The 24,901-nt window shown below is 71.4% G+C and carries 23 protein-coding genes; 9 read left to right on the top strand and 14 right to left on the bottom strand.

Features of this window, described 5'->3' with window-relative positions; genetic code table 11:
• Positions 1-17: 17 nt before the first annotated feature.
• Positions 18-512: an SAM-dependent methyltransferase gene (locus tag ABD269_RS21310; RefSeq protein ID WP_344120037.1), complete on the bottom strand. Its 495-nt coding sequence runs from the start codon at positions 510-512 to the stop codon at positions 18-20.
• Positions 513-549: 37 nt separating this feature from the next.
• The gene (locus tag ABD269_RS21305; RefSeq protein ID WP_344120035.1) at positions 550-1,962 is read right to left on the bottom strand and encodes an NsdA family TPR-like regulatory protein; all 1,413 of its coding nucleotides are present in this window, start codon (positions 1,960-1,962) and stop codon (positions 550-552) included.
• Here ABD269_RS21305 and ABD269_RS35405 point away from each other — a divergent pair.
• A complete protein-coding gene (locus ABD269_RS35405) occupies positions 1,961-2,563 on the top strand; it encodes a DUF6255 family natural product biosynthesis protein (protein ID WP_425572948.1) in 603 nt (200 codons plus the stop codon). The two genes, ABD269_RS21305 and ABD269_RS35405, sit on opposite strands and share 2 nt — an antisense overlap.
• 26 nt (positions 2,564-2,589) lie before the next feature.
• Complete coding sequence (locus tag ABD269_RS21300) at positions 2,590-3,114, top strand: GNAT family N-acetyltransferase (RefSeq protein ID WP_344120289.1); 525 nt, start codon at positions 2,590-2,592, stop codon at positions 3,112-3,114.
• 197 nt (positions 3,115-3,311) lie between these two features.
• Here ABD269_RS21300 and ABD269_RS21295 read toward each other — a convergent pair whose 3' ends face one another.
• The 3 genes from ABD269_RS21295 to ABD269_RS21285 are packed head-to-tail and all read right to left on the bottom strand — an operon-like array spanning position 3,312 to position 6,018.
• Complete coding sequence (locus tag ABD269_RS21295) at positions 3,312-3,770, bottom strand: NUDIX hydrolase (protein ID WP_344120033.1); 459 nt, start codon at positions 3,768-3,770, stop codon at positions 3,312-3,314.
• Entirely contained in the window at positions 3,767-5,020 is a 1,254-nt protein-coding gene (locus tag ABD269_RS21290; RefSeq protein WP_344120031.1) for a DegT/DnrJ/EryC1/StrS family aminotransferase, read from the bottom strand. Before ABD269_RS21290 ends, ABD269_RS21295 begins: the two co-directional genes overlap by 4 nt.
• The gene (locus tag ABD269_RS21285) at positions 5,017-6,018 is read right to left on the bottom strand and encodes a Gfo/Idh/MocA family protein (protein ID WP_344120029.1); all 1,002 of its coding nucleotides are present in this window, start codon (positions 6,016-6,018) and stop codon (positions 5,017-5,019) included. Before ABD269_RS21285 ends, ABD269_RS21290 begins: the two co-directional genes overlap by 4 nt.
• A gap of 206 nt (positions 6,019-6,224) precedes the next feature.
• On the opposite strand from ABD269_RS21285, the gene ABD269_RS21280 reads away from it, so the two are divergent.
• The gene (locus tag ABD269_RS21280) at positions 6,225-7,583 is read left to right on the top strand and encodes a helix-turn-helix domain-containing protein (RefSeq protein ID WP_344120027.1); all 1,359 of its coding nucleotides are present in this window, start codon (positions 6,225-6,227) and stop codon (positions 7,581-7,583) included.
• A gap of 110 nt (positions 7,584-7,693) precedes the next feature.
• On the opposite strand, the gene ABD269_RS21275 is transcribed toward ABD269_RS21280, so the two are convergent.
• The 6 genes from ABD269_RS21275 to ABD269_RS21250 form a co-directional block, all read right to left on the bottom strand.
• Entirely contained in the window at positions 7,694-10,225 is a 2,532-nt protein-coding gene (locus tag ABD269_RS21275; protein WP_344120025.1) for an ABC transporter permease, read from the bottom strand.
• 56 nt (positions 10,226-10,281) lie between these two features.
• Positions 10,282-11,043, bottom strand: a complete 762-nt coding sequence (locus tag ABD269_RS21270) for an ABC transporter ATP-binding protein (protein WP_344120023.1) — start codon at positions 11,041-11,043, stop codon at positions 10,282-10,284.
• Between the two features lie 434 nt (positions 11,044-11,477).
• On the bottom strand, positions 11,478-12,476 hold the full coding sequence (locus ABD269_RS21265) for an AraC family transcriptional regulator (RefSeq protein WP_344120021.1): 999 nt from the start codon (positions 12,474-12,476) through the stop codon (positions 11,478-11,480).
• A 265-nt stretch (positions 12,477-12,741) separates the two neighbouring features.
• The gene (locus ABD269_RS21260) at positions 12,742-13,578 is read right to left on the bottom strand and encodes a carbohydrate ABC transporter permease (protein WP_344120019.1); all 837 of its coding nucleotides are present in this window, start codon (positions 13,576-13,578) and stop codon (positions 12,742-12,744) included.
• A gap of 82 nt (positions 13,579-13,660) precedes the next feature.
• The gene (locus ABD269_RS21255) at positions 13,661-14,635 is read right to left on the bottom strand and encodes an NAD-dependent epimerase/dehydratase family protein (protein ID WP_344120017.1); all 975 of its coding nucleotides are present in this window, start codon (positions 14,633-14,635) and stop codon (positions 13,661-13,663) included.
• Positions 14,632-15,243, bottom strand: coding sequence for a ScbR family autoregulator-binding transcription factor (locus ABD269_RS21250; protein WP_344120015.1), 612 nt, complete (start codon positions 15,241-15,243; stop codon positions 14,632-14,634). The genes ABD269_RS21255 and ABD269_RS21250 overlap by 4 nt, the downstream gene beginning before the upstream one ends.
• A 117-nt stretch (positions 15,244-15,360) precedes the next feature.
• Between ABD269_RS21250 and ABD269_RS21245 the strand changes: the two genes are divergently transcribed.
• From ABD269_RS21245 to galU, 3 genes are all read left to right on the top strand, one after another.
• Positions 15,361-16,332, top strand: a complete 972-nt coding sequence (locus ABD269_RS21245) for a ScbA/BarX family gamma-butyrolactone biosynthesis protein (protein ID WP_344120013.1) — start codon at positions 15,361-15,363, stop codon at positions 16,330-16,332.
• A gap of 182 nt (positions 16,333-16,514) precedes the next feature.
• Positions 16,515-17,645, top strand: coding sequence for a hypothetical protein (locus tag ABD269_RS21240; protein ID WP_344120011.1), 1,131 nt, complete (start codon positions 16,515-16,517; stop codon positions 17,643-17,645).
• A gap of 117 nt (positions 17,646-17,762) precedes the next feature.
• Positions 17,763-18,737 carry a UTP--glucose-1-phosphate uridylyltransferase GalU gene (gene galU / locus ABD269_RS21235; RefSeq protein ID WP_344120009.1) on the top strand — a complete coding sequence of 325 codons (975 nt, stop codon included), beginning with the start codon at positions 17,763-17,765 and terminating at the stop codon, positions 18,735-18,737.
• Here the strand turns inward: galU and ABD269_RS21230 are convergent.
• Together ABD269_RS21230 and ABD269_RS21225 are read right to left on the bottom strand one after the other, a co-directional pair.
• Complete coding sequence (locus ABD269_RS21230; RefSeq protein ID WP_344120007.1) at positions 18,647-19,492, bottom strand: alpha/beta fold hydrolase; 846 nt, start codon at positions 19,490-19,492, stop codon at positions 18,647-18,649. The two genes, galU and ABD269_RS21230, sit on opposite strands and share 91 nt — an antisense overlap.
• A gap of 75 nt (positions 19,493-19,567) precedes the next feature.
• A complete protein-coding gene (locus ABD269_RS21225) occupies positions 19,568-20,776 on the bottom strand; it encodes an MFS transporter (RefSeq protein WP_344120005.1) in 1,209 nt (402 codons plus the stop codon).
• Between the two features lie 165 nt (positions 20,777-20,941).
• On the opposite strand from ABD269_RS21225, the gene ABD269_RS21220 reads away from it, so the two are divergent.
• Entirely contained in the window at positions 20,942-21,394 is a 453-nt protein-coding gene (locus ABD269_RS21220; protein WP_301892210.1) for a MarR family winged helix-turn-helix transcriptional regulator, read from the top strand.
• Positions 21,395-21,759: 365 nt separating this feature from the next.
• Positions 21,760-22,938, top strand: coding sequence for an acyltransferase family protein (locus ABD269_RS21215; RefSeq protein ID WP_425572947.1), 1,179 nt, complete (start codon positions 21,760-21,762; stop codon positions 22,936-22,938).
• Between the two features lie 92 nt (positions 22,939-23,030).
• Here ABD269_RS21215 and ABD269_RS21210 read toward each other — a convergent pair whose 3' ends face one another.
• Entirely contained in the window at positions 23,031-23,816 is a 786-nt protein-coding gene (locus ABD269_RS21210) for an SDR family NAD(P)-dependent oxidoreductase (protein WP_301892212.1), read from the bottom strand.
• Between the two features lie 177 nt (positions 23,817-23,993).
• Here ABD269_RS21210 and ABD269_RS21205 point away from each other — a divergent pair, with 177 nt between their 5' ends.
• Positions 23,994-24,782, top strand: coding sequence for an SDR family NAD(P)-dependent oxidoreductase (locus ABD269_RS21205; RefSeq protein WP_344120000.1), 789 nt, complete (start codon positions 23,994-23,996; stop codon positions 24,780-24,782).
• Positions 24,783-24,901: the final 119 nt, after the last annotated feature.

Genomic DNA, 24,901 nt, shown 5'->3' with positions numbered 1-24,901 from the left:
GCCGGACAGGCCCTGGCTCAGACCCCGCCCCGATCGTGAGGCGCGAAGTACGCCCCGAGCATCTCACCCGTCCAGGCCGGCTGACGCACCTCGCCCCTCGGCCCCATTTCCTCGAACCACGGCTTGATGTCGATCACCGGCGTGCCGTCCACGGCGTCGAGATCCTCGACGTGCAGATCGAGCCCGTCGACCTTGAGCAGGCGGCACCGCGACACTCCGAGCCAGTTGAAGCGGCGCATGTTCCGGTGTCCGAAGGTGCCGACTTCCGGCCAGTCCGGGTTGTCACGCGGGCGGCGCGCGGCGAGATTCAGGTCGGACGGGTCCGTGAGGTGGAAGTGGAAGACGATCTCAAGGTGGGAGAACTCGTCGAGCCCTTGCGTGGCTTGCGGAGGGAAACGGTCGCCGTCGATACGGATGATCGCTTGCGTGCCACCCCAGTAGTCGTCGGTGGGTTCCACGCGCCCGCCGACGACGTGTGCGACGGGGACGATTTGAATGCCCTGGCCTGTCATGACTTCCTCTCTGCCGCACATTCCCGGCGGCGGACCATTACTGCGGCGGGTGTGAGCCCGCTGGCGGTGACCCCAGATATGCCATGGCTCGGGCGTCCAGTTCGAGGGCTTCCGGCATTCCCCGCTTACGGAACGGGGAGAGCCCGGCCCGGATATCGGACGCGGTACGGCGAGTACGCCCCGAACGCACACCGTCCATGGTGTCGAGAGCACGCGACCAGGTGTCACGCGCCTCCTCGAAATTCCCTTGCCGTAGCTGGACCGCTCCGAGATATCCGAGGGTCACGGCATGCGTTCGTGTGAACATCGCCGCCTTCCGCGTCCGCACGCTGCGCCGGAACTCCCGCTCCGCGCCCCGGAGGTCGCCGGTATCACGCAAGGAGCAGGCCGTCTCGTGCGCGAGACTCGCCTCTTGGAAGAAGAATGCACGTCCGGGCTCCTCGTCACCGGGACGCGCGGCCGCGAGGTCGTCCTCCGCGCGGAGCAGCGCGGCCGCGGCGGCCTGCCTCGCCCTCCCGGCGGCGAGGCTGCGAGCATGGACGACGCCGAGCAGCGCACGCTCACGTGGCGTGGCTTCGGCGTACCGCTTGCCCTCGACAGAGGCGGTCGCGAGGTCCAGCGCGCTGCGCGGGTGGCCGAGGTCAAGGGCTTGGTGCGCCATGGCGCGCAGGACGTGCCCGGCCATCGGCGCGTCATCGGCTTCTGCGGCGAGCTTCACGGCAAGTGTGAAATACCGCTGAGCGATCGAGTGCTCGGCATCGTCGAAAGCCATCCAGCCTGCCAAGTAGGCGAGTTCACTCGCCGCCGAGAACATGCCGCGCCGGACCTGCTCATCACCGAATGTCCCGGACAGCTGCCCGGCGACGTCCGACATGAGGTACTGCACCACTGCCGTCCGTCCATGGCCGCCGCCACGCCGCTGATCCATGCGGGAGAACACGGCCACCATGTCGCGTACGGTCTCCAGGTCGCCGCGGCCCACGCGACGCGCACCGGCCGTATCGCGGCGGGCGCCACGTTCTGCCATGCCCTGCCACCAGGCGTCACCGGGAAGTGCAAGCCCGACCACCGAGTAAGCGGTGGCCCCCAGCAGCCTCCTGCGTTCCATGTCCAAGTCGACGCTCCCGAGATCGGTCAGCGCCGCCAGCGTATCCGTACACCAGTCCACGGCACGTGGCGATTCCGTCTCGGCCGCCAGCCCGGCCTCCTCCGGTGTGACGATGCGGCCCAAGCGACGCGACAGCGTCTCGCACAACAACAGCGGCGCCCTGCCTGACGGTCGCGTCCCACCGACCCAGTGCGAGATGTGGGAGCGGGCCACCCCGGCGAGCTCCCGAGCATTGTTCTCCAGCGCCACCCGCACGAAGGCGGACGCCAACTGCGCGTGTGAGTAATTCGCTTCGGCGATCAGGGCAGCGAGCCGGACGTTGCGCTGCCTTCCCTGCGACATGGTCGCCACCCCTCGCCGGATGATCTTTCACCGCTTTCACCGCCGTGCCACTCCCGGAGGCGTAGCCACGTGCGGTGATCCCCTGTTCGCTAAGCGTATCCACATCGACCCGCCCTCGGAGCGCGATCCAACCGCTCACGAGGCCAGTTGGAGGCGTGCCAGTGATCGATCAGAAGCAGGAAGAAGAAGGGCGCTCCGCAGTCGCACGCCTGAGTCAATGGTGCTTGCGGTGCGCCGAACTCCGTACCAAGTACTACGGATCCGCGGCCCTCGGACACCACGCGGAAGCGAAGGCGCTGGACCTCGAATTCGCCCGCCACAAGCGGTTGGTCCACTCGTGAAGACCCTCGCCCCGGCGCGATCAGCGCGCGACACGGCAGCCGCGACCCGCATCGCCGCAGGCCGACTCGTGATTCGTCGATGTGCCCATACGAGGGGCTGGACGAGCTCGCACGGCATCGATCGGTGCACGGGATGCGGGGCGCAACGCCACACGGCTTACGTCTCACTCAGAATGCCCCTGCCCGACAGCGCACCCGAGACACCGTGGGGGCGGCCGCGCATCGGCGCGCCGGGAGAGCGGTTGCGACAGCCGGAGTGACTACGACAGGAGCCGACGTGTTCGCCATGCGTCTCGCAACAGCCGCCGATGCCCCCGCCGTCGAGAACCTGATTCTCGCTCGCTGCGCGTGGATGGACGGCCAAGGCATCCCGAGCTGGCGGGAGAGCGTCGCCGACCTCGTCCGCCAGACGGAGAACGCCGATGACGACATGTGGGTCCTCGAAGAGGACAGCGGCCGGATCATCGGGTGCACGACCGTGCAAGAGCAGACTCCCCCGTGGGAGTGGACCGAGCGGGAGCTGAGCGAACCCGCCGACTACCTGTACACGACGGTGACCGACCCGGCCTACCGTCGGCGGAAGCCCGGCACGGTGATCGCCCTATGGGCCGTGGATCGCGCCGCCCGCGAGGGCAAGGAGTGGGTGCGGCGGGGCTGCCACTTCCGCGGACTCGTGAACTACTACGGGACGCAAGGGTTCACGCTGGTGCACGTGGTGCGGCGCACCAACTCCCGCGTGTACCTGATGGCTCGCCGCGCCGAGCCGATCGTCGATCTGGACCAGAAGTTCAAGGCTCTGGGTCAACTCTGAAGCAGACAGGATGAAAACGCCGGACAGGCCCGAGCCCCGCGCCCACGGTCTCGTACCGGGGAAGGGCAAGCGGAGCAGATGGCCGCCGGACCAGGCCAGGAAGCGTACGCCTCGGCCCCGGCGTCGGCCGCGTACAGCGACGGGCCCCGGCGCCTCCGGGGTGGAGGTCCGGGGCCCGCTTCAGGCTCGGGGGCCGGTCAGATCGCCTGGTCGCGCCAGGTGTCGAGGACGGCCTGGACGGCGGTGGAGACCTGGTTCTGCTGGGTGCGGTCGGCCCACAGGTGTGCGTCGTGCTCGGTGAGCGTGACCGTCTCGCCGGTGGCGGTGGCTGTGAAGTTGAACTGTCGGGTGGCGCGTCCGCTGCCGGAGCGGTAGTCGAAGTGGCCGAGGTAGCCGCCGACGGCCGTGACCGTCAGCCCGGTCTCCTCCGCAACCTCCCGGTGCAGGGCCTCGATCAGGTCCTCGCCGTCGTCGACACCGCCGGAGGGCAGTTCCCACAGCCCGCCGAGGTAGTCGTCGTCCGACCGGTGCAGCAGCAGGATCTTGCCGTCGTTGTCCGCGATGACGGCGCCGACGACGGTCTTGGTGATGCCGTCGCGTTCGGCGGCGCGGGCGAGGTCGTCGAGCAGAGCGGTGTCGAGGGGAGACGTACTCACAGGAGGTCCTTCGCGTGGGAGGCGACTTTGGCGATGGCCGCGGTGTAGGCGTCCGCGAGGCGGACGTCCTCCTGGCCGTGCCAGACCGGCAGTTTGAGGGTGGTGGCGTGTACGTGCTCGGCCGCCGGGAAGTCGCCGACGGCGGGGCCCTGGTGGTCAGCGTAGCCAGGCAGCAGAGCTCCGGGGGCCTGGAACAGCGGATGAGTACCCAATGGGCAGGTCGAACCCGGCTGGTCCACCGCGTCGGCGCCTTCGGCGTGGACGGCTTCGAGGAACCGCTCCAGCGGCAGCCCGCCGAGCCCGGCCGGCTCGTATCGCAGCGGCAGCGCGTACCAGGACGGCCGGGCGAGGACCGGCACGTGCGGCACCCGGATACCCGGCACCCCGTCCAAGGCAGCGCACATGCGGGCCGCGGTGCTCTGACGTCCGTCCAAGTAGCCGTCCAGGCGGGGCAGCTGAGCCAGGGCGAGGGCAGCGGCGAGCGGGTGGATCCGTAGTTTCAGCCCCATGCCGGTGACCGCGAAGCGCGCGAGGGGATGGGTGGCGGGGATCTCGCGACGGCACCGCTTGTTGTACTGGCCGTGCAACAGCACCCGGTAGTACAGCTCGCTGTCGTCGGTGGCCACGAAGCCGCCTTCGCCCGCCGATAGAGGCTTCGGCCCATTGAGGCTGAACGCCGCGGCAGCGCCGAACGTACCGGTGCGCCGGCCGTTCCAAGTGGCGCCGTGCGCGTGGGAGCCGTCCTCCAGCAGCATCACAGCATGCTCTTCGGCGAAGGACACCAGCGCGTCCATGTCCTCGGGCAGGCCCCACAGGTGCACGGCGACCACGGCCTTCGTACGAGCGGTGAGGCGGCGGGCGGCGTCGTCGAGATCGAGTTGTCCGCGGTCGTCGACGTCCGCGAGGACCGGGTGGGCGCCGAGGTGGAAGAGCGGGGTGGCGGTGGCGTGGAAGGTCAGCGCCGGGACGATCACCTCGTCCCCCGGGCCGATCCCGGCTGCGGCATACATCGAGTGCAGTGCGGCCGTCCCCGTGCAGGTGGTCACCACGTGCCGGACGCCGAGGTACGAGGCGAGCGCGTCCTCGAAGTCGGCGACGACGCCGGACCGGTCCGGGATCGAGACGCCCGACTCCAGTTGGGCGGCCACAGCCTCGCGGTCGGGCTCGGCGATGACCGGCCAGGTGAAGTGCGGGCCCGGGGCGGTAATGGTGGGTTCGCCGCCGAGCAGGGCGAGCGGGGAGTCGTTCATGCGAGGAACTCCTTCGGGTCGGCGGGGCAGGCGGTGGCCTTCGAGGCGTAGGCGGCGGCGAGGAACGCGGCGTGCGGCAGGTGCTCGGCCGGGCCGGAGGGGTTGAGACGGGTGCCGTCCAGGACGTGGCAGAAGTGGTCGATCTGCGTGGCGGCCGCGCACGGCCAGGCCGGCTCGCGCACCAGCAACTCGGCCACCTGCCCGCCCGGATCGAGGCGGCGTACGGTCCCGCGCTCGACAACCACGGCCCCGTGGGGGCCGGTGATGGCCAGGCGCTCGGTCTTCGGCCCGGCCGAGCGGGAGACCAGCAGCGAGCCGTACAGGCCGGAGTCGTAGGCGAGGTGGACCAGAGCGGTGTCCTCCGCGTCGTAGTCCGCACCGGGCACGGCGGCGGCCGAGGTGTCGGCCAGGACGCGGTCGGGCAGGCCGAGGTACCAGATCAGCAGATCGACGAGGTGGTAGCCCATGTCCGCCAGACAGCCGCCCCCGGCGAGCTTCGCGCGGCCGCGCCATCCGGCGGCCGGGTCCGGGCAGTGGGAGGTGTAGCGGCCCTCCACCAGGTACGGGGTGCCGATCTGCTCCAACAGCTGGAGGGTGGCGGCGTAGACGGGGTGGAAGCGACGCTGGACGGTGACCATCAACTCGATGCCGGTCCTCTCGCAGAGCGCGGCCAGGTCGGCGGCCTCATGCGGGTCGGTGGCGAACGGCTTCTCCTTCATCACGTGCACCCCCGCCCCGGCACACGTCTCGACGACCTCACGGCCGGCGTGGTGCGGCACCGCGGCGATGACGAAGTCCGGCCGCACCGCGTCCAGCATCGCGGGCAGGTCCGTGTAACCGGGCACCTGCCAGGTTTCGGCCGTGGCGGCGGCCTGGTCGGCATCGACGTCGCAGACCGCGACGAGGGCGGCGAGCCGGCACTCGGCCAGCCCCGGAAGGTGGTCCTTGCGGGCCTGACCGCCGAGTCCCACCATGGCGGCCCTCTTGATCGTGCTCATCACTTCGCACCTCTTCGAAGGCGAGGCGGTGGCCCGCCGTCTGCGAGCCACCTGCCTTTCGAGGACACCGCGGCCGCCGGACCGGCGGGAGGGGCACTCCCGCGGCCCGCAAAGCGGTTTGCATGCGATGCAAAGCCTCTGTCCAGGCCCGGCGGGCACGGCTACGGTGAGGGGCGGCGCGCCTCTCGGCTACAGGCGGGGACGGTATGGACGCGGGCAGCAGAGCGCAGATGGGTCTCGGCGGGCTGGTCCGGCGCACGCGCAAGGAACAGGGCCTGACGCTGGCCCGGCTCGGGGCGCTGACCGGCTACTCCGCAGCCCAGGTCTCCCGGTACGAGCGCGGCATCTCACCGCTGACGGACGTGACCGTGCTGCGGGTCTTCGCAAACGCGCTCGGGATCGCGCCTCAGGCGCTCGGCCTGACCCCTCGGCCGGACATCCGCCACGGGCACACGATCGGGCCGACCACCACATACCCCCGCCTTCCCGCCTCTAGGGTGGCGGGTAACGACCGTTGGGAGGACGGTGAGGATCCGGTGCGGCGACGGCAGTTGCTGGCGAACCTGGCGGTCACGGCCGCAGCCGCCGCAGGCGCCCCCATCCTGACCGGTGGCAGGCCGCCGGTGAACGACGCCGCGCTTGGCGAGGTGCTCGTCGGCCGGATCCGGGACGCGATGCTCGGCCTGCACCAGGACCTCACCATCCCGTCCGGGGCCGCCCTGCACACCGATCTCGCCCGCGCGCTCACCGACTTCCACACCTGCCGCTACGGCAGCCTCGCCGTCCGCCTGCCGAGGCTCATCCACGCCGGTCACGCGCGCAGCGACGATTGCGCGTTGCTGGCACAGAGCTACCTGCTGGCGACCCGCATGCTCATCAAGCTCGACGAGCAGCAGCTCGGCTGGATGGCCGCCGACCGCGCCCGCCAGAGTGCCGAAACCACGGGCGACGCCCTGCTCGTCGCGGAATCCGCCCGCCAGCTCGCGGTCCTGGCCCGCAAGGCCGAATGGCACGAGCAGGCGATGTCCATCGCCCTGACCGCCGCCGACCACCCCGGCCTGCGCGCAGGCGGGCCGGACCACGCCGCCGAGCGGGGGCTGCTGATCCAGTCCGCCGCCTACACCGCCGCCAAGGCCGGCGACGCGGCCGGAATGCGGGAGCTGACCGACGAAGCCGCCGCCATCGCCAAGGAGCTCGGCGGCACCATCTTGCTGCGCGACCACGGCGGGGGTTTCAGCCCGGCCACCGTCCAGCTCCACCGCATCTCCGCGGAGAACTCCGCCGGCGACCCTTCCACCGCACTCGCGGCCGCCCGGGCCGTCGCACCGCAGAGCCTGCCCAGCACCGAGCGCCGGGCCCGCTACTACACCGACATCGCCGCCGCGTACGGACGGTGGGGCCACCGCGACGACTGCGTCCGCGCCCTCCTCGCCGCCGAACACCACGCACCCGAAGAGACCCACGCCCGCCCTGCAGTCAAGTCCCTCGTCTCGGGCCTACTGGTCTCCGGCCGCACCACCACCGAACTCCGCGGACTCGCCGCCCGCGTCGGCGTCCTGATCTGAGACCGGATTACCAACTCTGAAGCGGACGAACCGAAAACGCCCGACGGGCTCGAGACCCGTACCGAAAGGTACGAACTCGAGCCCGTCCGGCGGCAACCAGAAGCCGCGAACTACTGCGTCCCGATAGACGTCAGCACATCCAGGCGCGAAGCCCGACGCGCCGGCCACACCGCTGCCAGGACGCCCACCGCCAGTGCCAGCAGCAGGAAGATCGCTATCCGGCCCCAGGGGACGACCATCTCGTACTCGGGGAAGGAGGAGCGGAGCAGGTGGCCGCCGGACCAGGCGAGGAAGATGCCGACGCCGACGCCGAGGACCGCGCCGAACATCGCGATCATCACGGATTCCAGGCGGACCATCTGCTTGACGCCCGTGCGGGCGAGTCCGATCGCGCGGAGCATGCCGATCTCGCGGGTGCGCTCGAAGACGGACATGGCCAGGGTGTTGACGACGCCGATGACGGCGATGACGACGGCCATGCCGAGGAGCCCGTACATCAGGTAGAGGACGGAGTCGATGCTGCCCGCGGACTCGCGGCGCAGGTCGTCCTGGCTCTCGACCTTGATGATGGGGTTGTTGCCCATGGTCTTCTTGATCTCGGCGGGCAGCTTGCCGGCCTGGCCGGGGGCGGCCTTGAGGTAGACCTCGTCGTCGCGGACGCGGTCGAGGTGGGGGTCGACGAGGGCGGGGGTGCCGAGGACCTCGACGAGGACGTCGTTCTTGGCGTAGATCGCGGCGACGCGGGGCTTCGCCTTCTGCCCGTCGTAGAAGTCCATCGGCACGGTGGAGCCGATCTTCAGGCCGTGCTTGAGCGCGTACGGCTCGGCGACGGCGATGGAGTCGGTGCCCCGGACGTCGGTGAGGGAGCCGCTGGTGACGCGCAGGTCGGTGACCTTGCCGAGGGCGGCGAGGTCGGTGGCCTGGATGCCGGTGGGCTCGCCGTTGGTCTGGAAGCCGGTCATGCGGACGGGGACGGCCGCGGCGACGCCGGGCTGTCCGGCGAGCTTCTTGCCGACGTCGGGCGAGAGGCCGAGGAAGCCGGTGGAGCTGACCTTGTAGTCGGCGGTGAGGTCCTGCTGCCCCATCCGGTCCACTCCCTGGTTCGCGGAGACCGCGGCCACGGTGAGACCGGTGATCAGGGTGAGGCCGATCATCAGCGCGGAGGCGGTCGCGGCGGTGCGGCGCGGGTTGCGCAGCGCGTTCTCCTTGGCGAGCCTGCCGCTGACGCCGGTCATCCGGGCCGTGGCCTTGCCGAAGAGGGCGACGAAGGGGCGGGAGAGCAGCGGGGCGAGGACGATGACGCCCGCGAGGGTGAGCGCGGAGCCCGCCATGGCGGCGGTCAGCCCGCCGCTGTCGCGCAGCGTCGTCACGTACAGCATGATCGCGACGCCGAGGCCGGTGAGGACGGCGCCGATGGAGTTGCGGACGACGAGGCCGCGGGGCGCGGGCGCCTGGTCGACGGAGGCGAGGGCCTCGACGGGCGCGATCCGGGCGGCCTTGCGAGAGGGCAGCCAGGCGGCGACGACGGTCACCAGCACGCCGACGGCGAGGGCGGACGCGGCGGCGGTGTGCTCGACGACGAGGGGCCCGTCGGGGAGTTCGGCGCCGCCGGCGTTGAGCACCGAGCGCAGGCCGACGGCTATGCCGAGGCCGAGCACGAAGCCGATGGCCGAGGCGACCAGGCCGAGCAGGCCCGCTTCGACGAGCACGGACCGTACGACCTGCCGGCGGGAGGCGCCCACGGCGCGCAGCAGCGCGATCTCCCGGGTGCGCTGGGCGATGAGCATGGTGAAGGTGTTGGCGATGATGAAGACGCCGACGAAGAGCGAGATCCCGGCGAAGACGAGGAGGGTGTTCCGGATCGAGCCGGTCTCCTTGTCGATGGCCTTGGACTGCTCGGCGGCCAGCTGCTTGCCGCTCTGGGCCTCGAAGCCGGTGGGCAGGGCGGCCTCGACCTGGCGGGTCAGCGCGTTCTGGTCGGTGCCGGGCGCGGCGGAGACGACGAGTTCGCCGAACTCGCCGGGCTTGCCGAAGAGCTTCTGCGCGGTGGCGGTGTCGAAGAGCGCGAGGCTGCCGCCCGCGCCGACCCGCGGGTCGTCCGTCCCGACGGTGCCGACCAGGGTCTTGGTCATGACCGGCCCGTCGATCGCGAGCCGCACGGTGTCGCCGAGCTTCGCGCCGGTCTTCTCCGCGGTGCGGGTGTCGAGGGCGATCTCGTCGGCGGAGGCGGGGCCGCGGCCGGACTTCAGCGGGTAGCGGCTGTCCTTGCCGTCCTTGCCGGGCACGTAGTTGGCGCCGGAGCTGCCCCACTGGCTGCCCGCGGGGTCGTTGTTCCTGTCGGCGACGGTGGTGGTGCCGCCCACCGAGGGGCGTACGGAGGTGACGCCGGGCAGCGCGCGGACCTTGTCGACCACCCGCGCGTCGAGGACGCCGTCCTTGGAGTCGGTGCTGGGGCGGCCGGGGGTCACGGAGACGGCGACGTCGTCGAGGCTCTTGGCCGTCTTGTTGCGGAACGCGCTGCCGACGGTGTCGCTGAAGACGAGCGTGCCGGAGACGAAGGCGGTGCCGAGGAGGACCGCGAGCGCGGTCATCATCAGCCGGGTTTTGTGCGCGAGGAGGTTGCGCAGGGCGGTACGGAACATGGTCGGTCCTGGTCCGGAGCGGAAGTGGTGGCGTACGGAGCGGTGGGAGCCGGGTCTCAGCTCGTACGGCCCTTGGCCTCGAAGCGCTTCATCCGGTCCAGCACCGCGTCCGCCGTGGGCTCGCGCATCTCGTCGACGATGCGGCCGTCGGCGAGGAAGATCACGCGGTCGGCGTAGGACGCGGCGACGGGGTCGTGGGTGACCATGACGATCGTCTGCTGGAGCGCGCGTACGGACTCGTGCAGGAAGCCCAGGAGTTCGGCGCCGGAGCGGGAGTCGAGGTTGCCGGTCGGCTCGTCCGCGAAGATGATCTCGGGCTGGGCGGCGAGCGCGCGGGCCACGGCCACGCGCTGCTGCTGGCCCCCGGACAGCTGGCTGGGGCGGTGCGTGAGCCGCCCGGAGAGGCCGACGGTGTCGACGACCGTGTTCAGCCACTGGGCGTCGGGCCTGCGGCCCGCGATGTCCATGGGCAGGGTGATGTTCTCCAGCGCGGTCAGCGTGGGGAGGAGGTTGAACGCCTGGAAGACGAAGCCGACCTTGTCCCGGCGGAGCCTCGTCAGGCGGCGGTCGTCGAGCGACGCGAGCTCGACCTCGCCGATCTGCGCCGAGCCGGAGGAGACGGAGTCGAGCCCCGCCATGCAGTGCATCAGCGTCGACTTGCCGGAGCCGGACGGGCCCATGATCGCGGTGAACTCGCCGCGGCGGAACTCCACGGAGACCGTGTCCAGGGCGCGCACCTGCGTCTCCCCGTGGCCGTAGACCTTGCTCAGGCCGGTGGCGCGGGCGGCCACGCGGGTGGGGGTGGCGGTTCGGTGCACGGGTCTCCTCCGGAGGGGTGGGGTCCTGGGGTGGCCGCAATGGCCGGAATCTTCTCCTCCAATTCTGGGTGGCGGGGGTGGCGGGGGCCTCAGCCGTACGGTCGGAATCGGGTACCGGTCAAAAGGGCGAGGCGGTCTGTCGGCCGTAGTACCGGAGATGTACGGCGTCATCCTCAGGACGCACGGTGGCCCCTACGGGGCGGTTCTCTCATACGCGGCTGCGCGACTTGGGCTCCGCCCCGGACCCGTGCCCGGGTGCGGCCCGGCGGGCTTTGTTCCCCAGCCCCGCCCCTTCCCGAAACCGGGGAGACCCCGGACCCCCTGAAGCGGCTGCGCCGCTTGTCCTCAAACGCCGGACGGGCTGGAAAGTCCAGCCCGTCCGGCGTTTGAGGACGCTCCCGCAGGGAGCTCCCGCCGCAGGCGGCGACGAGCGCTCACCCGCGCAACGTACGCGACGGCGGCACGCCGTACCGTTCGCGGTACAGGGCCGCGAAGCGGCCAAGGTTGGCGAAGCCCCAGTGGCAGGCGATCTGGGCGACGGTGACGGCCGGGTTGCCGCGGCCCGTCTGGAGATCCGCGTGGGCCCGCCCCAGCCGCACCTCGCGGAGGTAGCCGAGCGGGGTCGTGCCCAGGTGCCGGCGGAACGCCTCCTGCAGGGCCCGGGGGCTGACGCGGGCCGCCAGTGCGAGGTCGGCGAGGGTGAGCGGCTGGTCGGGGCGTTCCTCGGCGAGGGCCATGGCCCGGCGCACCGCGCCGTGCGCGACGACGCCCGGGCGCTGGGCGTCCACTCCGTCGGTGACCAGCCGGTACGTCTCCATCAGCAGGGCGGCGGTGGTCTGGGTCAGATGGGCGGCGATCAGCGGGCTGGTGCGCGCGATGCCCTCGCCGAGCACTTCGCGGTGGACGGCGGCGGAGATCCCGGCCCAGCTGCGGGCGGCCCCGGCGGAGATCGGGCCGCCGAGCCCGAAGCGGGCGCGTAACGGGCCCTCCACGCCGAGCGCGTCGGCCGCGGCCGCCTCCACGGTCTCCCGCGCGAGCCGGACGGTGGTCATCCGCGCCCCGGGCGCCCAGTGCACCTGGAACTGGCGGTAGGGGTCGAGCACATAGGTCTCGCCGGCCCCCACGACCCGTTCCTCCCGCCCGGGGGAGATCACCCGCACCCGGCCCCGGACGAGCTTGCAGACGAGGAGGTAGGAGTCGAGCGGCTGGGGCGCGACCAGGGTCTCGGCCCCGTACTGGAGGCCGGACACGGTGACGCCCGGGAAGCCGCCCTCGGCGTACCACGCGGAGAAGTCCTTGGGGTCGCCGAGCACGCTGAGCTGGTAGGGGCTGTAGGCGGAGCTGATGATCTCGCGGGTCTCGTCGAGATCGTTGCTGAGTACGAGCGTGCGCATGTTGCCGGGGGCTTCCGGCCCCACTCCGGGTTCGGTCATCAGGCGTTCCTCGGGAGTCCCGCGTTCTCCGGCCAGGAGCCGCGTTTGACGAGTAGCCGACAGGTGGCCCCGTTAGTACCGTTCAGCTTGTCCGCAGTCAAGGCGAGGGTCGTCCCCACAGCTCTTTCGGGACAGGGCCCGGCGCCGCGCGCGGGCGCGGCCCTGGATCCACGGGGGACATCCAGGGCCGGTTCCCCACCGGAGGGGGTGCCCCGCCGTCAGCGGACAGACGGCGGGGTTCTTCTGCGTTCTGCCATCTCAAGGCTCAGCCCTTGACGGCGCCGCCCAGCGCGAAGCCGCCGCCGAGGCGCCGGGAGATCAGCGTGTAGAGCAGGATCACCGGCGTCGAGTAGAGGATCGAGAACGCGGCGAGCTGCCCGTACGCCACCTGGTCGTAGTTCCCGAAGAACGTGAAGATGCTGACGGACGCCGGGAGTTGGTCGGGCGAGAGCAGCAGCATGAAGGGCACGAAGAAGTTGCCCCAGAGCATGATGAAGCTGTAGATCGCCACGACCGCCACCCCGGGCCCCATCAGCGGCAGGATGACCCTGACCAGCGCCTGGAGCCTGCTCGCGCCGTCCGTCCAGGCGGCCTCCTCCAGGACGGTCGGCACGCCGTCCATGAAGTTCTTCATCAGCCAGATGGCGAAGGGCAGTTGGGCGGTGGCCATGAACAGGGCGGTGCCGTAGACGGTGTCGATGAGGTCGATCCGTACGAAAAGCCCGTAGACCGGCACCATAACCGCGGTGATCGGCAGGCAGGTGGTGAACAGCACGGTCAGCAGGTACGGCCGGCTGAAGCGCGACCGGAAGCGCGACAGCGGATAGGCGGCGAGCGCCGCGCAGACCATGGTCAGCGCGGTGGCCGCGCCGCACAGGAGCAGGCTGTTGAGCATCGGCCGGAAGGTGATCTCCTCGTTCATCACCGCCGAGAAGTTGCCCGGCGTCGGCTTCTCGGGCACCTGCACCCGCAGCCCGGCCCCGTCGTCGACGGACGCCAGGATCAGCCAGACGAGTGGTACGGCGAACGCGAGGGCGACGGCGAGCAACGCGGCGTCGGCGGCGATTCGTTGACGGGTGCGGCGGGTGAGCAGCGGCGGCATGGCACCTCCGTACGCGGACGGCTGTCGGAGGATAGCGCGGGGGCGGCTCCACCGGGACGGGGCGGGGCGGCCCGGATGCCGCCTATCCCCGGGGGCCGCCGGGCGTGGGCGCCAGGTGGGACCGGTACCAGTCGGCCGAGCCTGCCAGCCAGGCCAGCGGGCCCGGCCCGGGCCGGTGTCCCGTCCGGAGCCAGATGTCCTCGCTGCGATACCAGTGGTCCTGCGCCAGGAGCGTGAACTGCCGTTCGCCCAGCGGCCCGTCCGTGGTCCGGAGGCGGTCCAGGCACTGCTGCCAGGTCCAGTCCCGCAGGGGTACGGGCGGCAGGATCCGGTGTGCGGCCAGTTCGTCCATCAGGTCCCGGTTGCGCACGGGCGCGGGGTGGGAGGCGTGGAAGGCCCCGGCGGGCAGCGGGTCCGGCGTGAGCGCCGCCGCCACGATCAGACCGGCCAGGTCCTGGACGTCCACCACGGACGACAGCGCGGCGCCGCCGTCCCAGCGGGCGGGGACGCGGACCAGCAGTTCGCCCAGGGCCGGCACCACCCAGCGGTCCCCCGCGCCCAGGACGAGGCCCGGCCGCAGGACGGTGCCGCCCGCCGCCAGGACGAGGCGCTCGGCGAGCAGGCGCGTCGCGCTGGCCGGCGAGGCGGGGCTGGGGTCGACCTCGTCGACGCCGATGCCCCGGTGCGGCCCCCTTCCGTACACCGCCGCCGTCGACAGATAGACGATGCGCCCGACCCCCGCTCGTGCGGCCTCCGCCATGAGGGCGGCGGTGCCGTCCACGTTCACCGCCGTGCACAGCTCCGGGGATCCGCCGACGCGGGAGGCCAGGTGGATGAGGACGTCCGCGCCGTCGCAGACCCCGGTCAGGGTCGCCGGGGCGGTCAGGTCCGCGGCGGCCCAGGTGGTGCCCGCGTCCGTCGACCGGTGCGGGGCGTTGCGGCCGACGATGCGCAGGGCCGTGTCGGCGGTGGCCGTCCGCCGTCGCAGGAGCGCGTCCACGACCTTCGAGCCGATGAACCCGGTGGCCCCGGTGAGCACCACGCGCCGGACGCTCACGGCCGTGCCTCGGCACCGTCGGCGAGGGTGATCCCGGCCAGGGCCTCGGGGGTGGCGATCCCGGGCAGCAGGTACCGCCAGATCGAGGTGATCCGGCGGGGCAGGTCCTTCCTGCCGGAGGTGATCTGCGACATGAGCTGGATGCCGGTGTAGGCGCCGACCAGCATCTCGGCGAGCTCGGCCCCGTTCACGTGCGGCAGCAATTCGCCCTTGCGGTGGGCCTCGACGAGCTCGTCGTTGAACCGGTCGGTCCACCAGCGGTAGATGCTGGAGTCCCGGACGGCCGGTCCTTCGAGGTCGACGGCGAGCCGGACGCCGGCCCGGAAGAGCACGTTGCGCTGCATCTCGACCGCCAGCGTGAGGGTGATCTCCACCAGCTGCTTCAGCCCCGCCGGCCGCTCCGGCAGCCGCAGGTCGGCGGCCTGTTCCAGCATGACCGTCCGGGCGAGGTCCTCCTTCGACTTGAAGTGGAAGTACATCGCCCCCTGGGTGAGGCCGGCCCGCCCCAGGATGCCGGTGATCTGAGCGCCGTGGTAGCCGGACTCGTCGAAGGACTCGGCCGCCGCGCGGAGGATCAACTTGCGGGTCTGTACTGCTCTTTCCTGCATCGGTCGCACCATCCGTGGCCCTGAACTTCCTGGACAACAAAACAAAACGCCCTCTATGTTATCGGCATGCGACCTGCTGTTCCGCCACTTCGGCGCAGCGCAGAACAAGGGGGAGTCGTGTTCGCGTCCGTGCAGTCCCCTGCCGCCGGCCCCGCGGCGGGGTCCGTGCCCCAGACCTACGTCCACAAGTCGGATCCGGCCGAGGTCCGCCTCACGTCCTGGTGCCGCACGGGTCCCCACGCCTTCCGGATAGGCACCCGGCAGCCTGTGGGGGACGAACTCCGGCACGGCCGCGGCGGATCCACCGATCCGCTGCTGTTCGTCGAGACCGTCCGGCAGACCTTCCCGCTCCTGTGTCACGTCGCCTACGGTGTGCCGCTGGGGCATCAGCTCATCTGGCAGCGGTTCTCTTACCGTATCCAGAATCATGCATATGACACTCAGTTACCCGACGGCGAAGTGGCCCTGTATGTGGAGTGCTTCGACATCGTCCTGCGGCGCGAACGCCTCACGGCCCTGTCGATGCGGTTCCGCATGATGCGGGGCGACGTGCTGCTGGCCACGGCCGAGACGCGCTTCGCCGTCCAGACACCGGGCGTCTACCGACGGCTGCGCGGCGCGCACGCCGATGCCACGGACGCCATGCTGCGGGCCCTGCCCGCACCAGCCCCCCTTTCCCACGAGCTCGTCGGGCGGAGGGACGCCGAAGACGTCGCCCTCTCCCCCGCCGGCCCTCCTCCCGCCGGTGCGCACCGGTGGCAACTCCGAGTGGTCACGACGCACCCGGTCTTCTTCGACCACCCGGTGGACCACGCGCCCGGCATCCTGCTCATCGAAGCCGCCCACCAGGCCGCGTGCGTGACGGGCGGCGGCCTGCCGGCCGACATCACCGCTCTCGACTGCGAATTCACCCGGTACGTGGAACTCGACGCCCCCTGCCTGCTGACTGCCACGGCCCTCGAAGCGGCCGCGGACGGAACCCTGCGCACCCGCGTCGTGGCGGAACAGGGCGGCGAGGTGCAATTCGCGGCGACGGTCGCCCATCACAGCGCACCGGTCCTGGCGGCCGCCTGCGTCTCGGCGCGCTAGTCCGGAATTCATCGGCAGTCGGAATTTCTTGACTCAGCCGCTCTCACAGAGCAGGGAGTTGCTCGGCGATCCGCACGGAGCGACGACCCTTTTCCTGGAATCAGTGACGTCCACGACCCGGCATCGGCGCCGGGCCGCGAGATCTTGACGCCGTGCCACGGCACGAGAAACTAGGGGGAATTGTGGGACGTTCGGTCGCCGACCTTCGGGCATCTGGAGATGATGCGGGGCGGGCGGTAGAGGACGTACTGGAGGACCACTCCTTAACCCTGGCCGTCACGAAGACGGTCGCCATCAGCCTGCTGCTCCCGGCCGATTCGCCCCGGAGCGGCGGGGAGAGCGCCGAGCATGTGCGGATGCTCGCGGAGAGCGACGCGGAGCTGCCTCCCATCGTCGTGCACCGCCCCACCATGCGCGTGATCGACGGCATGCACCGCCTGCGTGCCGCCGCTCTGCGCGGTGACACCGGGATCGAGGCGCGGCTCTACGACGGCACGCCCGAGGACGCCTTCGTCTTCGCCGTCCGGCTGAACACCAGCCATGGCCTGCCGCTTTCGGCACAGGAGCGCTCGCGGGCCGCCGCCCGCATCATGACCACCCACCCGCAGTGGTCGGACCGGCGCATCGCCCTGGTCGCCGGGCTCTCCGCCAAGACGGTCGGCGCCATCCGGCGCCGCAGGGCCGGGGAGCTCCCCCAGCCGCTCACCCGGATCGGCCACGACGGCCGCGTACGCCCGGTGAACGGCGCCGCGGGGCGCCGCCGGGCGGCCGAGGTGCTCGCCGAGAAACCGGGCGCGTCCCTGCGCGAGGTCGCCGAGCTCGCGGGCGTGTCGCCGGGAACGGTCCGGGACGTACGGGACAGACTGCGCCGCGGCGACGATCCCGTACCCACGGGGCGCCGGACGGGCGGAGGCGGGCGGACCGCCGGGGCCCCGCCCGGCTGGGGCGGCGACGCGCCGGGGAACGCCGTGCGGCGGGACGTGCCGAGGCGGACCCTCCAGCGGGACTACGAGTCGATCCTGCGGACCCTGCGCAAGGACCCCTCCCTCCGCTTCACCGAAGCGGGCCGGAACGTGCTCCGCCTGCTGGACACGCGCGCCCTCTTCGTCGAGGAGCAGGAGGGGCTCATCAGCGGCCTCCCCGGGCACTGCATGCCCATGCTCTCGGACGCCGCCCGTGAATGCGCCAACGCCTGGATCGAGTTCGCGAAGCGGCTGGACCGGCTGGAGCGCGCCCAGTACCCGCAGGCCCGCACCCGGGCGGCCCTGCGGGAGCCGGGGGCCGCCTTCGAGGAAAGGCCGGTCGCCGGCTGAGGTCCGGCCATTGTGCAACCGCGGAAATCCGTCGGTTGCACAATGGCCGGCCCCGGAATGCCGCACTCTTTTCCGGTGAATGTTTTCGCCGCAACGAAATCTCATTATGGTGGCGGCATGAGTCGATCGCGCATTCGGATCAGGAAAGCCGTCATACCCGCTGCCGGGCTCGGCACCCGCTTTCTGCCCGCCACCAAGGCGACGCCGAAGGAAATGCTCCCCGTCGTCGACAAGCCCGCCATCCAGTACGTCGTGGAAGAGGCCTGCGCCGCCGGTCTCGGGGACATCCTGATGGTGACCGGGCGCAACAAGCGCCCCCTGGAAGACCATTTCGACCGCAATTTCGAGCTGGAGGCCGTGCTTTCCCGTAAGCGCGACGACAAAAGGCTTGCGCAGGTGCGTGAATCCAGCGGACTCGCGGATATCCATTACGTGCGGCAGGGCGATCCGCGGGGGCTGGGCCACGCGGTGCTGTGCGCCGCCCCGCACGTCGGCGACGAGCCCTTCGCGGTGCTGCTCGGCGACGACCTCATCGACCCGCGCGACCCGCTGCTGGCCCGGATGACGCAGGTGCAGGAGCGGTTCGGCGGCAGCGTGGTGGCGCTCATGGAGGTGCCCGCCGCGCAGATCGGCCAGTACGGCTGTGCCGCGGTCCGGGCGACCGGCGAGGGCGACGTGGTGCGGGTGACCGACCTCGTCGAGAAGCCCGCGCCCGGCACCGCCCCGAGCAACCTCGCGGTGATCGGCCGCTATGTGCTCGAACCCGCGGTGTTCGACGTGCTGAGGAGGACGGAGCCGGGGCTCGGCGGCGAGGTCCAGCTCACCGACGCCCTGCGCGAGCTGGCGCGGGGCGCCGGTGGGCCGGTGCACGGCGTGCTGTTCTCCGGCCGCCGCTACGACACCGGCGACCGCGCCGACTACCTGCGCGCCATCGTCAGGCTCGCCTGCGAGCGCGAGGACCTCGGCCCGGACTTCCGGGCCTGGCTGCTCGGCTACGCGGATCACGAACTGCGGACCATGGGGCCGGACTCCGTCAGCTCCTCGGACTGGCCGCTGCTGAGGAACGACAGTGCCGTGTCGACGAACAGCTGAGGGTGCTCGAAGGGGAGGCCGTGCCCGCAGTCGAGTTCCAGGAGGGTCGCGCGGGGCATCAGCCCGGCGAGCCGGCGCTGGTGGTGCGGGGGGACGATCCGGTCGTGCGTACCCGCGATCACGAGCGCGGGAGCGGTGATGCGCGGGAGGAGCGCGGAGATGTCGATCTCCATGTTGAGCGCGGCCTGCCGGGCCATGTCCCCTGCCTCGAAGAGCTCGGTGAAACCCGCGGCCGTCTCCTCGAACTCGTCCCTGCCGAGGGCCGCCAGTGTGGCCGGGCCCATCGCGGTCAGCTGCACCACGCGGGCGAGCAGGTCCGGATCGACGCGCAGCAGCCGCTGCCAGAGGTCGAACTGGAAGGCCAGCCACGGATCGGTGGTCACCCAGCCCGCGTGGAGCAGCAGCGAGCGGACCCGGTCGGGGCGGGCTCCGGCCGCGGCCGCGGCCACGGTCGCCCCGAGGGAGTGGCCGGCCAGGTGGTAGGAGCCGAGCCCGGCGTCGTCGGCCGCCGCCAGCACCTGGGCCACCAGGTCGTCCACCGTCAGCGGCCCGCCCGGGTCGGTGGTGCGCGCCGAGCCGGACAGGAAGGGCGCCACGACGGTGAAGGTGTCCTGGAGCGCCTCGATGAGCGGGCCGAAATTGGCCTCGGGGTTCGCGCCGGTGCCGTGCACCAGCACCACACCGGGCCCGGAACCCGTCACAAGGTACTCGACCTCGCTGACGCCGCCGGTGACGGGAACGGTGACTGTGGGCATGAAGGGGCCTTTCGCGTACGGTCCGTTGGCCGTCCGGGGGCCCGCCGCCTGCTCGGCGGCGAGCCCCCGGACGGTTCAGTGCTGGGGTGCGGAGGCGGGGGCGACCGGCTGCTCGGTCACGGACGGCAGTGCGCCCGCCCGCTTGCGGCGCTCCATCCCGACCGAGACGACAGCCAGCGCGATGCCGCACGTCGTGATGATGGCGCCGACCCAGTTCGGGGAGGTGTACCCGAGTCCGGCGTCGATGGTGACGCCGCCGAGCCAGGCGCCCACGGCCGCACCGAGGTTGAACGCCGCGATGTTGGCCGCGGAGACCAGGGTGGCCGGTCCGCCCGCCAGTTGCATCACACGGGTCTGCAGGGGCGGGATGGTGCCGAAGCCCACGCCGCCGAGCACGAAGAGCGTCGCCGCCGCCGACACCTTGTTGTGAGCGGTGAAGGTGAAGATCGTCAGCACCACGGCCAGCGCGATGAGCAGGGTGAAGATCGTGGCCGTCAGCGCCCGGTCGGCGGCCTTGCCGCCCGCGTAGTTGCCGACGACGAGACCGAGTCCGTACAGCATGAGCAGCCAGGTGATGCTGGAGTCGGAGAACCCGGCGACGTCGGTCATCATCGGCGCGACGTAGGTGAACGACGCCAGCAGACCGCTGAAGCCGACGGCGGTCACCGCGAGCCCCAGCCACACCTGCGGCTTGCGGAACGCGGCCAGCTCGCCGCGCAGGCCGCTGCCTTCCTCGTTCGGCTGGTTCGGCACGAGGACGGCGATGCCGATCAGGCCGATCACGCCGAGGGCGACCACGCCCCAGAACGCCGAACGCCAGCCGAAGTGCTGCCCCAGCAGCGTGCCCATGGGCATGCCCAGGACGTTCGCCAGCGTCAGGCCGGTGAACATCAGGGAGATGGCGCCCGCCTTCTTCTGCGGGCTGACCAGGTTGGCGGCGACCACGGAACCCACGCCGAAGAAGGCGCCGTGGCACAGGGCGGAGATGATGCGACCGCCCATCAGCAGCGCGTAGTTCGGCGCGACGGCGGCGACCAGGTTGCCGACGATGAACAGCACCATCAGGCCGATCAGCAGGTGCTTGCGCCGCATCCGGGTGGTGACGGCGGTGAGCACCGGGGCGCCGACGACGACGCCCATGGCGTAGCCGGAGGTGAGCAGCCCGGCAGTGGGGATGGACACCGAGAGGTCGTCGGCGACCTCGGGCAGGAGACCGTTGGTCACGAACTCCGTGGTGCCGATGCCGAAGGCGCTGATCGCCAGCGCCAGCAGCGCGAGTGGCATGGGGAAACCCTCCTCAGTTGTGCGCGTGCGCACTTATTGGGCGCATGCAACATTTGCACGCGCGCCATACAGGCGCAAGACGGTAGTGTGCGTGTGCAGTTGAACTGTCCGATGAGATCGATCTGTCCGATGAGCCAGAGAGTCCGATGAGTCAGAGAGGCAGCCATGTACGCCGCCGATGACGCCGTCGAAATCCGGGTCCAGGGGTGGCGCACCCTCATGGCACTCCACTGCGCCCTGGAGATCGCCTTGGAGAAGGCGCTGCGCGAACACGGGCTGTCCGTCGTGGAGTACACGGTGCTGGAGACCCTGGGCCGGCAGGGCGGCTGGCACCTGCGGATGCATCAGATCAGCCGCGCGGCGGCGCTCAGCCACAGCGCCACCACCCGCCTGATCAACCGGCTGGAGCGCCGCGGCCTGCTCGCCCGGTCCGTCTGCACGACCGACCGGCGCGGCGTGGTCACCGAACTGACCACGGCCGGGCGGGAACTGCTGCGGATCGCGCGCCCCGTGCACGACAGCACGCTCGACGCCGCGCTCGACCGGGCCGCGGGCGACTCCGCCCTGGCCCCCCTGGTCACCGCGCTCGACAGCGCGCACCGGCCGCTCCACGGCTGAGGGGACCACCGGGCGTCCGGCGCCGGACGGGGCCGCTCCGCCTCGTCCTGCGCCGGATGCCGTGCAACCGGCGACTCTCCCCGGTTGCACAGCACCGGCGGCGACCGTGGCCGGGACCTCGCTCCGTGGGTTACGTTCTGCCCGGCTGTGCCCCCGGGCGCCGCGTGTTCCCGGCACCGCCCCGGCCGGCGCCCCCGACCCGTCTTCCGTCGGGCCTCCGGCGCCCGGCGCCGTACCGCCCGATCCCTCGCCCTTCGGCCCGTGCCTCCGATGAGCCCTCGCGGGCCTCCGCCCGCCGCTCCCGCTCGCCCGCCTTCGGCCGCCTTCCGGGGACAGCCATCCGCCAACCGCTTTTCACGGAAGGAATGTCTGTGCAAGAGCTCCCCACGCCCGCGGCCGGCTCCCGCCCGCCGAAGCTGCCCTCACTGACGGGGCTGAGGTTCTTCGCCGCGGCGCTCGTCTTCTGCTTCCACACCTCACTGCCCAAGATGCTGAGGGTCTTCGAGGACGACGGCGTCGCCCACGGCTACGCGCGGGCCTTCGCCAAGGCGGGCTGGGTGGGGGTGTCCTTCTTCTTCATCCTCAGCGGCTTCGTCCTCGCCTGGTCCGCGCGCCCCAGGGACTCCCTCGGCGGCTTCTACCGCAGACGGCTGCTGAAGATCTATCCGAACCACGTGGTGACCTGGGCGCTGACGATGGTGCTGTTCGCCGCGTCCACCACGGGACCGGCCGTCTGGCTCCCCAACCTCCTGCTGCTGCACTCGTGGATCCCCGACCTCGACACCTTCGTCAGCGTCAACCAGCCCAGCTGGTCCCTCTGCAGCGAGCTGCTGTTCTACCTGCTGTTCCCCGTGCTCTGGAGGCTCGTGCGCAGGATCCCCGCGCACCGGCTGTGGTGGTGGGCGGCGGCCACGGTGGCCGGTCTGGTCGTGTGCCAGCTCGCCGTGGACTTCCTGGTGCCGGGCACCCCGCGGCTCGCCGAGTGGCCGCTCTCGGAGTGGCAGTGGTGGCTGTCCTACAACATCCCGCCGCTGCGGCTCTTCGAGTTCGTCCTGGGCATGCTGATGGCTCGCATCCTGCTGTCCGGCCGGTGGCTGCCGCTCGGCCTGGCACCCGCGTTCGCACTGACCGCGGCCGGCTACGGGCTGGCCCTGGTGGTGCCCTGGCAGTACGGCCTCAACGTCGCCACCATCGTCCCGCTCGCGCTGCTGGTCACCGCGGTGGCGGCCGCCGACGTCAAGGGAAGCCGCACCCTGCTGCGCGGCCGGACGATGGTGTGGCTCGGCGAGATCTCCTTCGCCTTCTACCTCACGCACTACATCGTGCTGGTGGAGCTGCGCCGGCTGCTCGATGGACGGCTCTTCTCGACGCCCGCCGCCATCGGGGTGCTGGTGGGTGCCTTCCTGCTGGCCCAGTTCACCGGCTGGCTGCTGTACGCCTGCGTCGAGCGCCCCGTGATGCGGCGCTGGGGACGCGCGAGGCCAAAGGGGCCGCTCCCGCCTGCCCGTACGACCGAGACCCGGGAGCCGGAACCGGCCCGCTGACGGTCCCTCCCGAATACGACAGTGCCCGCACGGCCGGTGGCCGTGCGGGCACTGTCCTTTCGTGATCGCGGGGAGGGAAACCCCCGGCCGGGTCACAGCACGCCGCGGAGCACCCCTCCGTCGACCCGCAGGGCCGCGCCGGTGGTGGCCGCCGCCTGGTCCGAGCACAAGTACACGACCAGGTTGGCCACTTCCTCCGCCGACGCCAGCCGGCCGAGCAACGAGGTCGGCCGCTCCCGCTCGACGAAGATCCGGCCGGCCTCCTCCATCGACTCGATCTCGTCGCCGACCATCTCCCGGACGAACCGCTCGACGCCCTCGCTCGCCGTCGGGCCGGGCAGCACGCTGTTGACGGTCACGCCGGTACCGCGGACCGCCTCGGCCATCCCCCGCGCCACCGCGAGCTGCGCGGTCTTGGTCGTGCCGTAGTGGACCATCTCCGGCGGTATCTGCACCGCGGACTCGCTGGAGACGAAGACGGTGCGGCCCCACTGCCGCTTCGTCATCGCGGGCACGTAGTGCCGCGAGAGCCGAATTCCGCTCATGACGTTGACGGCGAAGAACCGCTCCCATTCGGCATCGGGAATCTCGAAGAGCGGCTGCGGGGAGAACACCCCGGCGTTGTTCACCAGAATGTCCACCTCCGGTTCCGCCTCCACGACGGCTTGGCAGCCCGCCGCCGTCCCGATGTCGGCCGCCACCCCCCGCACTCGTTCACTCGTGCCGAACTTCTCCGCCGCGGCCGCCACCCGCTCGTCCGTACGGCCGTTGAGGATGACCGTGGCGCCCGATGCGTGCAGCCCTTCGGCAATGGCCAGACCAATTCCCGCGGTGGATCCGGTGACCAGCGCGGTACGGCCGGTGAGGTCGATGAGCAAGACAATCCTCCGGTCAGAAAAAGAGAGGGAAAATTCGCCTGTGACATTACCGCCCGCTGGACAACTCGGCTGCCCTGCAAGACAAAATGACGGGACTCGTGGGGCGCGCACGCACGGCTCGTGGAAGCCGTCGGATTTCCCCCGCTCCGAACTTCTTCCCGATCAGAGGTGTTTGCATTGGATTACGGGCTGACCGATCGCGTGGTCGTCGTCACCGGGGCAGGGGCGGGGATCGGCCTCGCCTCCGCGCAGGCGTTTCTCGCCGAGGGCGCACTCGTGGTCGGCGGCGACCTCGACCCCGACGCACTGGCCGGACTCGACGGCGAGCGGGTGCTGCCCGTGAAGGTCGACCTGCGCTCGCCGGAGGGTGCGCAAAGGCTCACCGAGGCGGCGGTCGAGCGCTTCGGCAGGATCGACGTGCTGCACAACAACGCGGGCGTCGCCGCCGTCCGCGAGCAGGGATTCCTCGGGGTCACCGACGAGGAGTGGGCCGCCACCGTCGAGTTGAACCTGCTCGGCTACGTCCGCATGAGCCGCGCGGTGCTGCCGCACATGCTCGCGCGCGGCCGCGGTGTCCTGCTGCACACGGCCTCCGAGGCGGGACGCATGCCCAACCCGAGGCTGCCCGACTACAGTGTCTCCAAGGCGGCGGTGATCATGCTGTCCAAGGCATTGTCACGGGAGTTCACCGCGCGCGGGATCCGTTCCAACGTCGTCTCCCCCGGCTTCATCCGCACCCCGATATACGACCGCCCCGGCGGCCTCGCGGATTCCCTGGCCCAGGAGTTCGGCACCGACCGGGAGACGGCCATCGAGCGTTACGTCGAGATGAACGGCATCCCGGCGGGCCGCCTCGGCAGCGCGGCGGAGGTCGCCGCACTCGTGGTCCATCTCGCCGCGGATGTCTCGGCATTCGTCTCCGGCGCCGACATCACGGTCGACGGAGGAGTGACTCCGGTCGTCTGAGCATCCGTTGTCTCCCCGGTGCCCGGTTGCTATGTTTCGTCGTACCGCGAAAGGCCCCCGGGACACTGTGGCGGCCCCGCCGAATTCGGGTACGGACATCGGCGTCCGGCCCGTTCCCG

The organism is Streptomyces blastmyceticus (assembly GCF_039521185.1).
GTDB lineage: Bacteria > Actinomycetota > Actinomycetes > Streptomycetales > Streptomycetaceae > Streptomyces > Streptomyces blastmyceticus.
Note: the sequence above shows the minus strand (reverse complement) of the source record. Positions and strands in the feature narration are given on the sequence as shown.

Bases quoted from the DNA above. Each gene is read 5' to 3' on its own strand.
- ABD269_RS21310 (WP_344120037.1), bottom strand. From the start codon at position 512: ATGACAGGCCAGGGCATTCAAATCGTCCCCGTCGCACACGTCGTCGGC.
- ABD269_RS35405 (WP_425572948.1), top strand. From the start codon at position 1,961: ATGGTCGCCACCCCTCGCCGGATGATCTTTCACCGCTTTCACCGCCGT.
- ABD269_RS21305 (WP_344120035.1), bottom strand. From the start codon at position 1,962: ATGTCGCAGGGAAGGCAGCGCAACGTCCGGCTCGCTGCCCTGATCGCC.
- ABD269_RS21300 (WP_344120289.1), top strand. From the start codon at position 2,590: ATGCGTCTCGCAACAGCCGCCGATGCCCCCGCCGTCGAGAACCTGATT.
- ABD269_RS21290 (WP_344120031.1), bottom strand. From the start codon at position 5,020: ATGAACGACTCCCCGCTCGCCCTGCTCGGCGGCGAACCCACCATTACC.
- ABD269_RS21285 (WP_344120029.1), bottom strand. From the start codon at position 6,018: ATGAGCACGATCAAGAGGGCCGCCATGGTGGGACTCGGCGGTCAGGCC.
- ABD269_RS21280 (WP_344120027.1), top strand. From the start codon at position 6,225: ATGGACGCGGGCAGCAGAGCGCAGATGGGTCTCGGCGGGCTGGTCCGG.
- ABD269_RS21275 (WP_344120025.1), bottom strand. From the start codon at position 10,225: ATGTTCCGTACCGCCCTGCGCAACCTCCTCGCGCACAAAACCCGGCTG.
- ABD269_RS21265 (WP_344120021.1), bottom strand. From the start codon at position 12,476: ATGACCGAACCCGGAGTGGGGCCGGAAGCCCCCGGCAACATGCGCACG.
- ABD269_RS21260 (WP_344120019.1), bottom strand. From the start codon at position 13,578: ATGCCGCCGCTGCTCACCCGCCGCACCCGTCAACGAATCGCCGCCGAC.
- ABD269_RS21250 (WP_344120015.1), bottom strand. From the start codon at position 15,243: ATGCAGGAAAGAGCAGTACAGACCCGCAAGTTGATCCTCCGCGCGGCG.
- galU (WP_344120009.1), top strand. From the start codon at position 17,763: ATGAGTCGATCGCGCATTCGGATCAGGAAAGCCGTCATACCCGCTGCC.
- ABD269_RS21230 (WP_344120007.1), bottom strand. From the start codon at position 19,492: ATGCCCACAGTCACCGTTCCCGTCACCGGCGGCGTCAGCGAGGTCGAG.
- ABD269_RS21225 (WP_344120005.1), bottom strand. From the start codon at position 20,776: ATGCCACTCGCGCTGCTGGCGCTGGCGATCAGCGCCTTCGGCATCGGC.
- ABD269_RS21220 (WP_301892210.1), top strand. From the start codon at position 20,942: ATGTACGCCGCCGATGACGCCGTCGAAATCCGGGTCCAGGGGTGGCGC.
- ABD269_RS21215 (WP_425572947.1), top strand. From the start codon at position 21,760: ATGTCTGTGCAAGAGCTCCCCACGCCCGCGGCCGGCTCCCGCCCGCCG.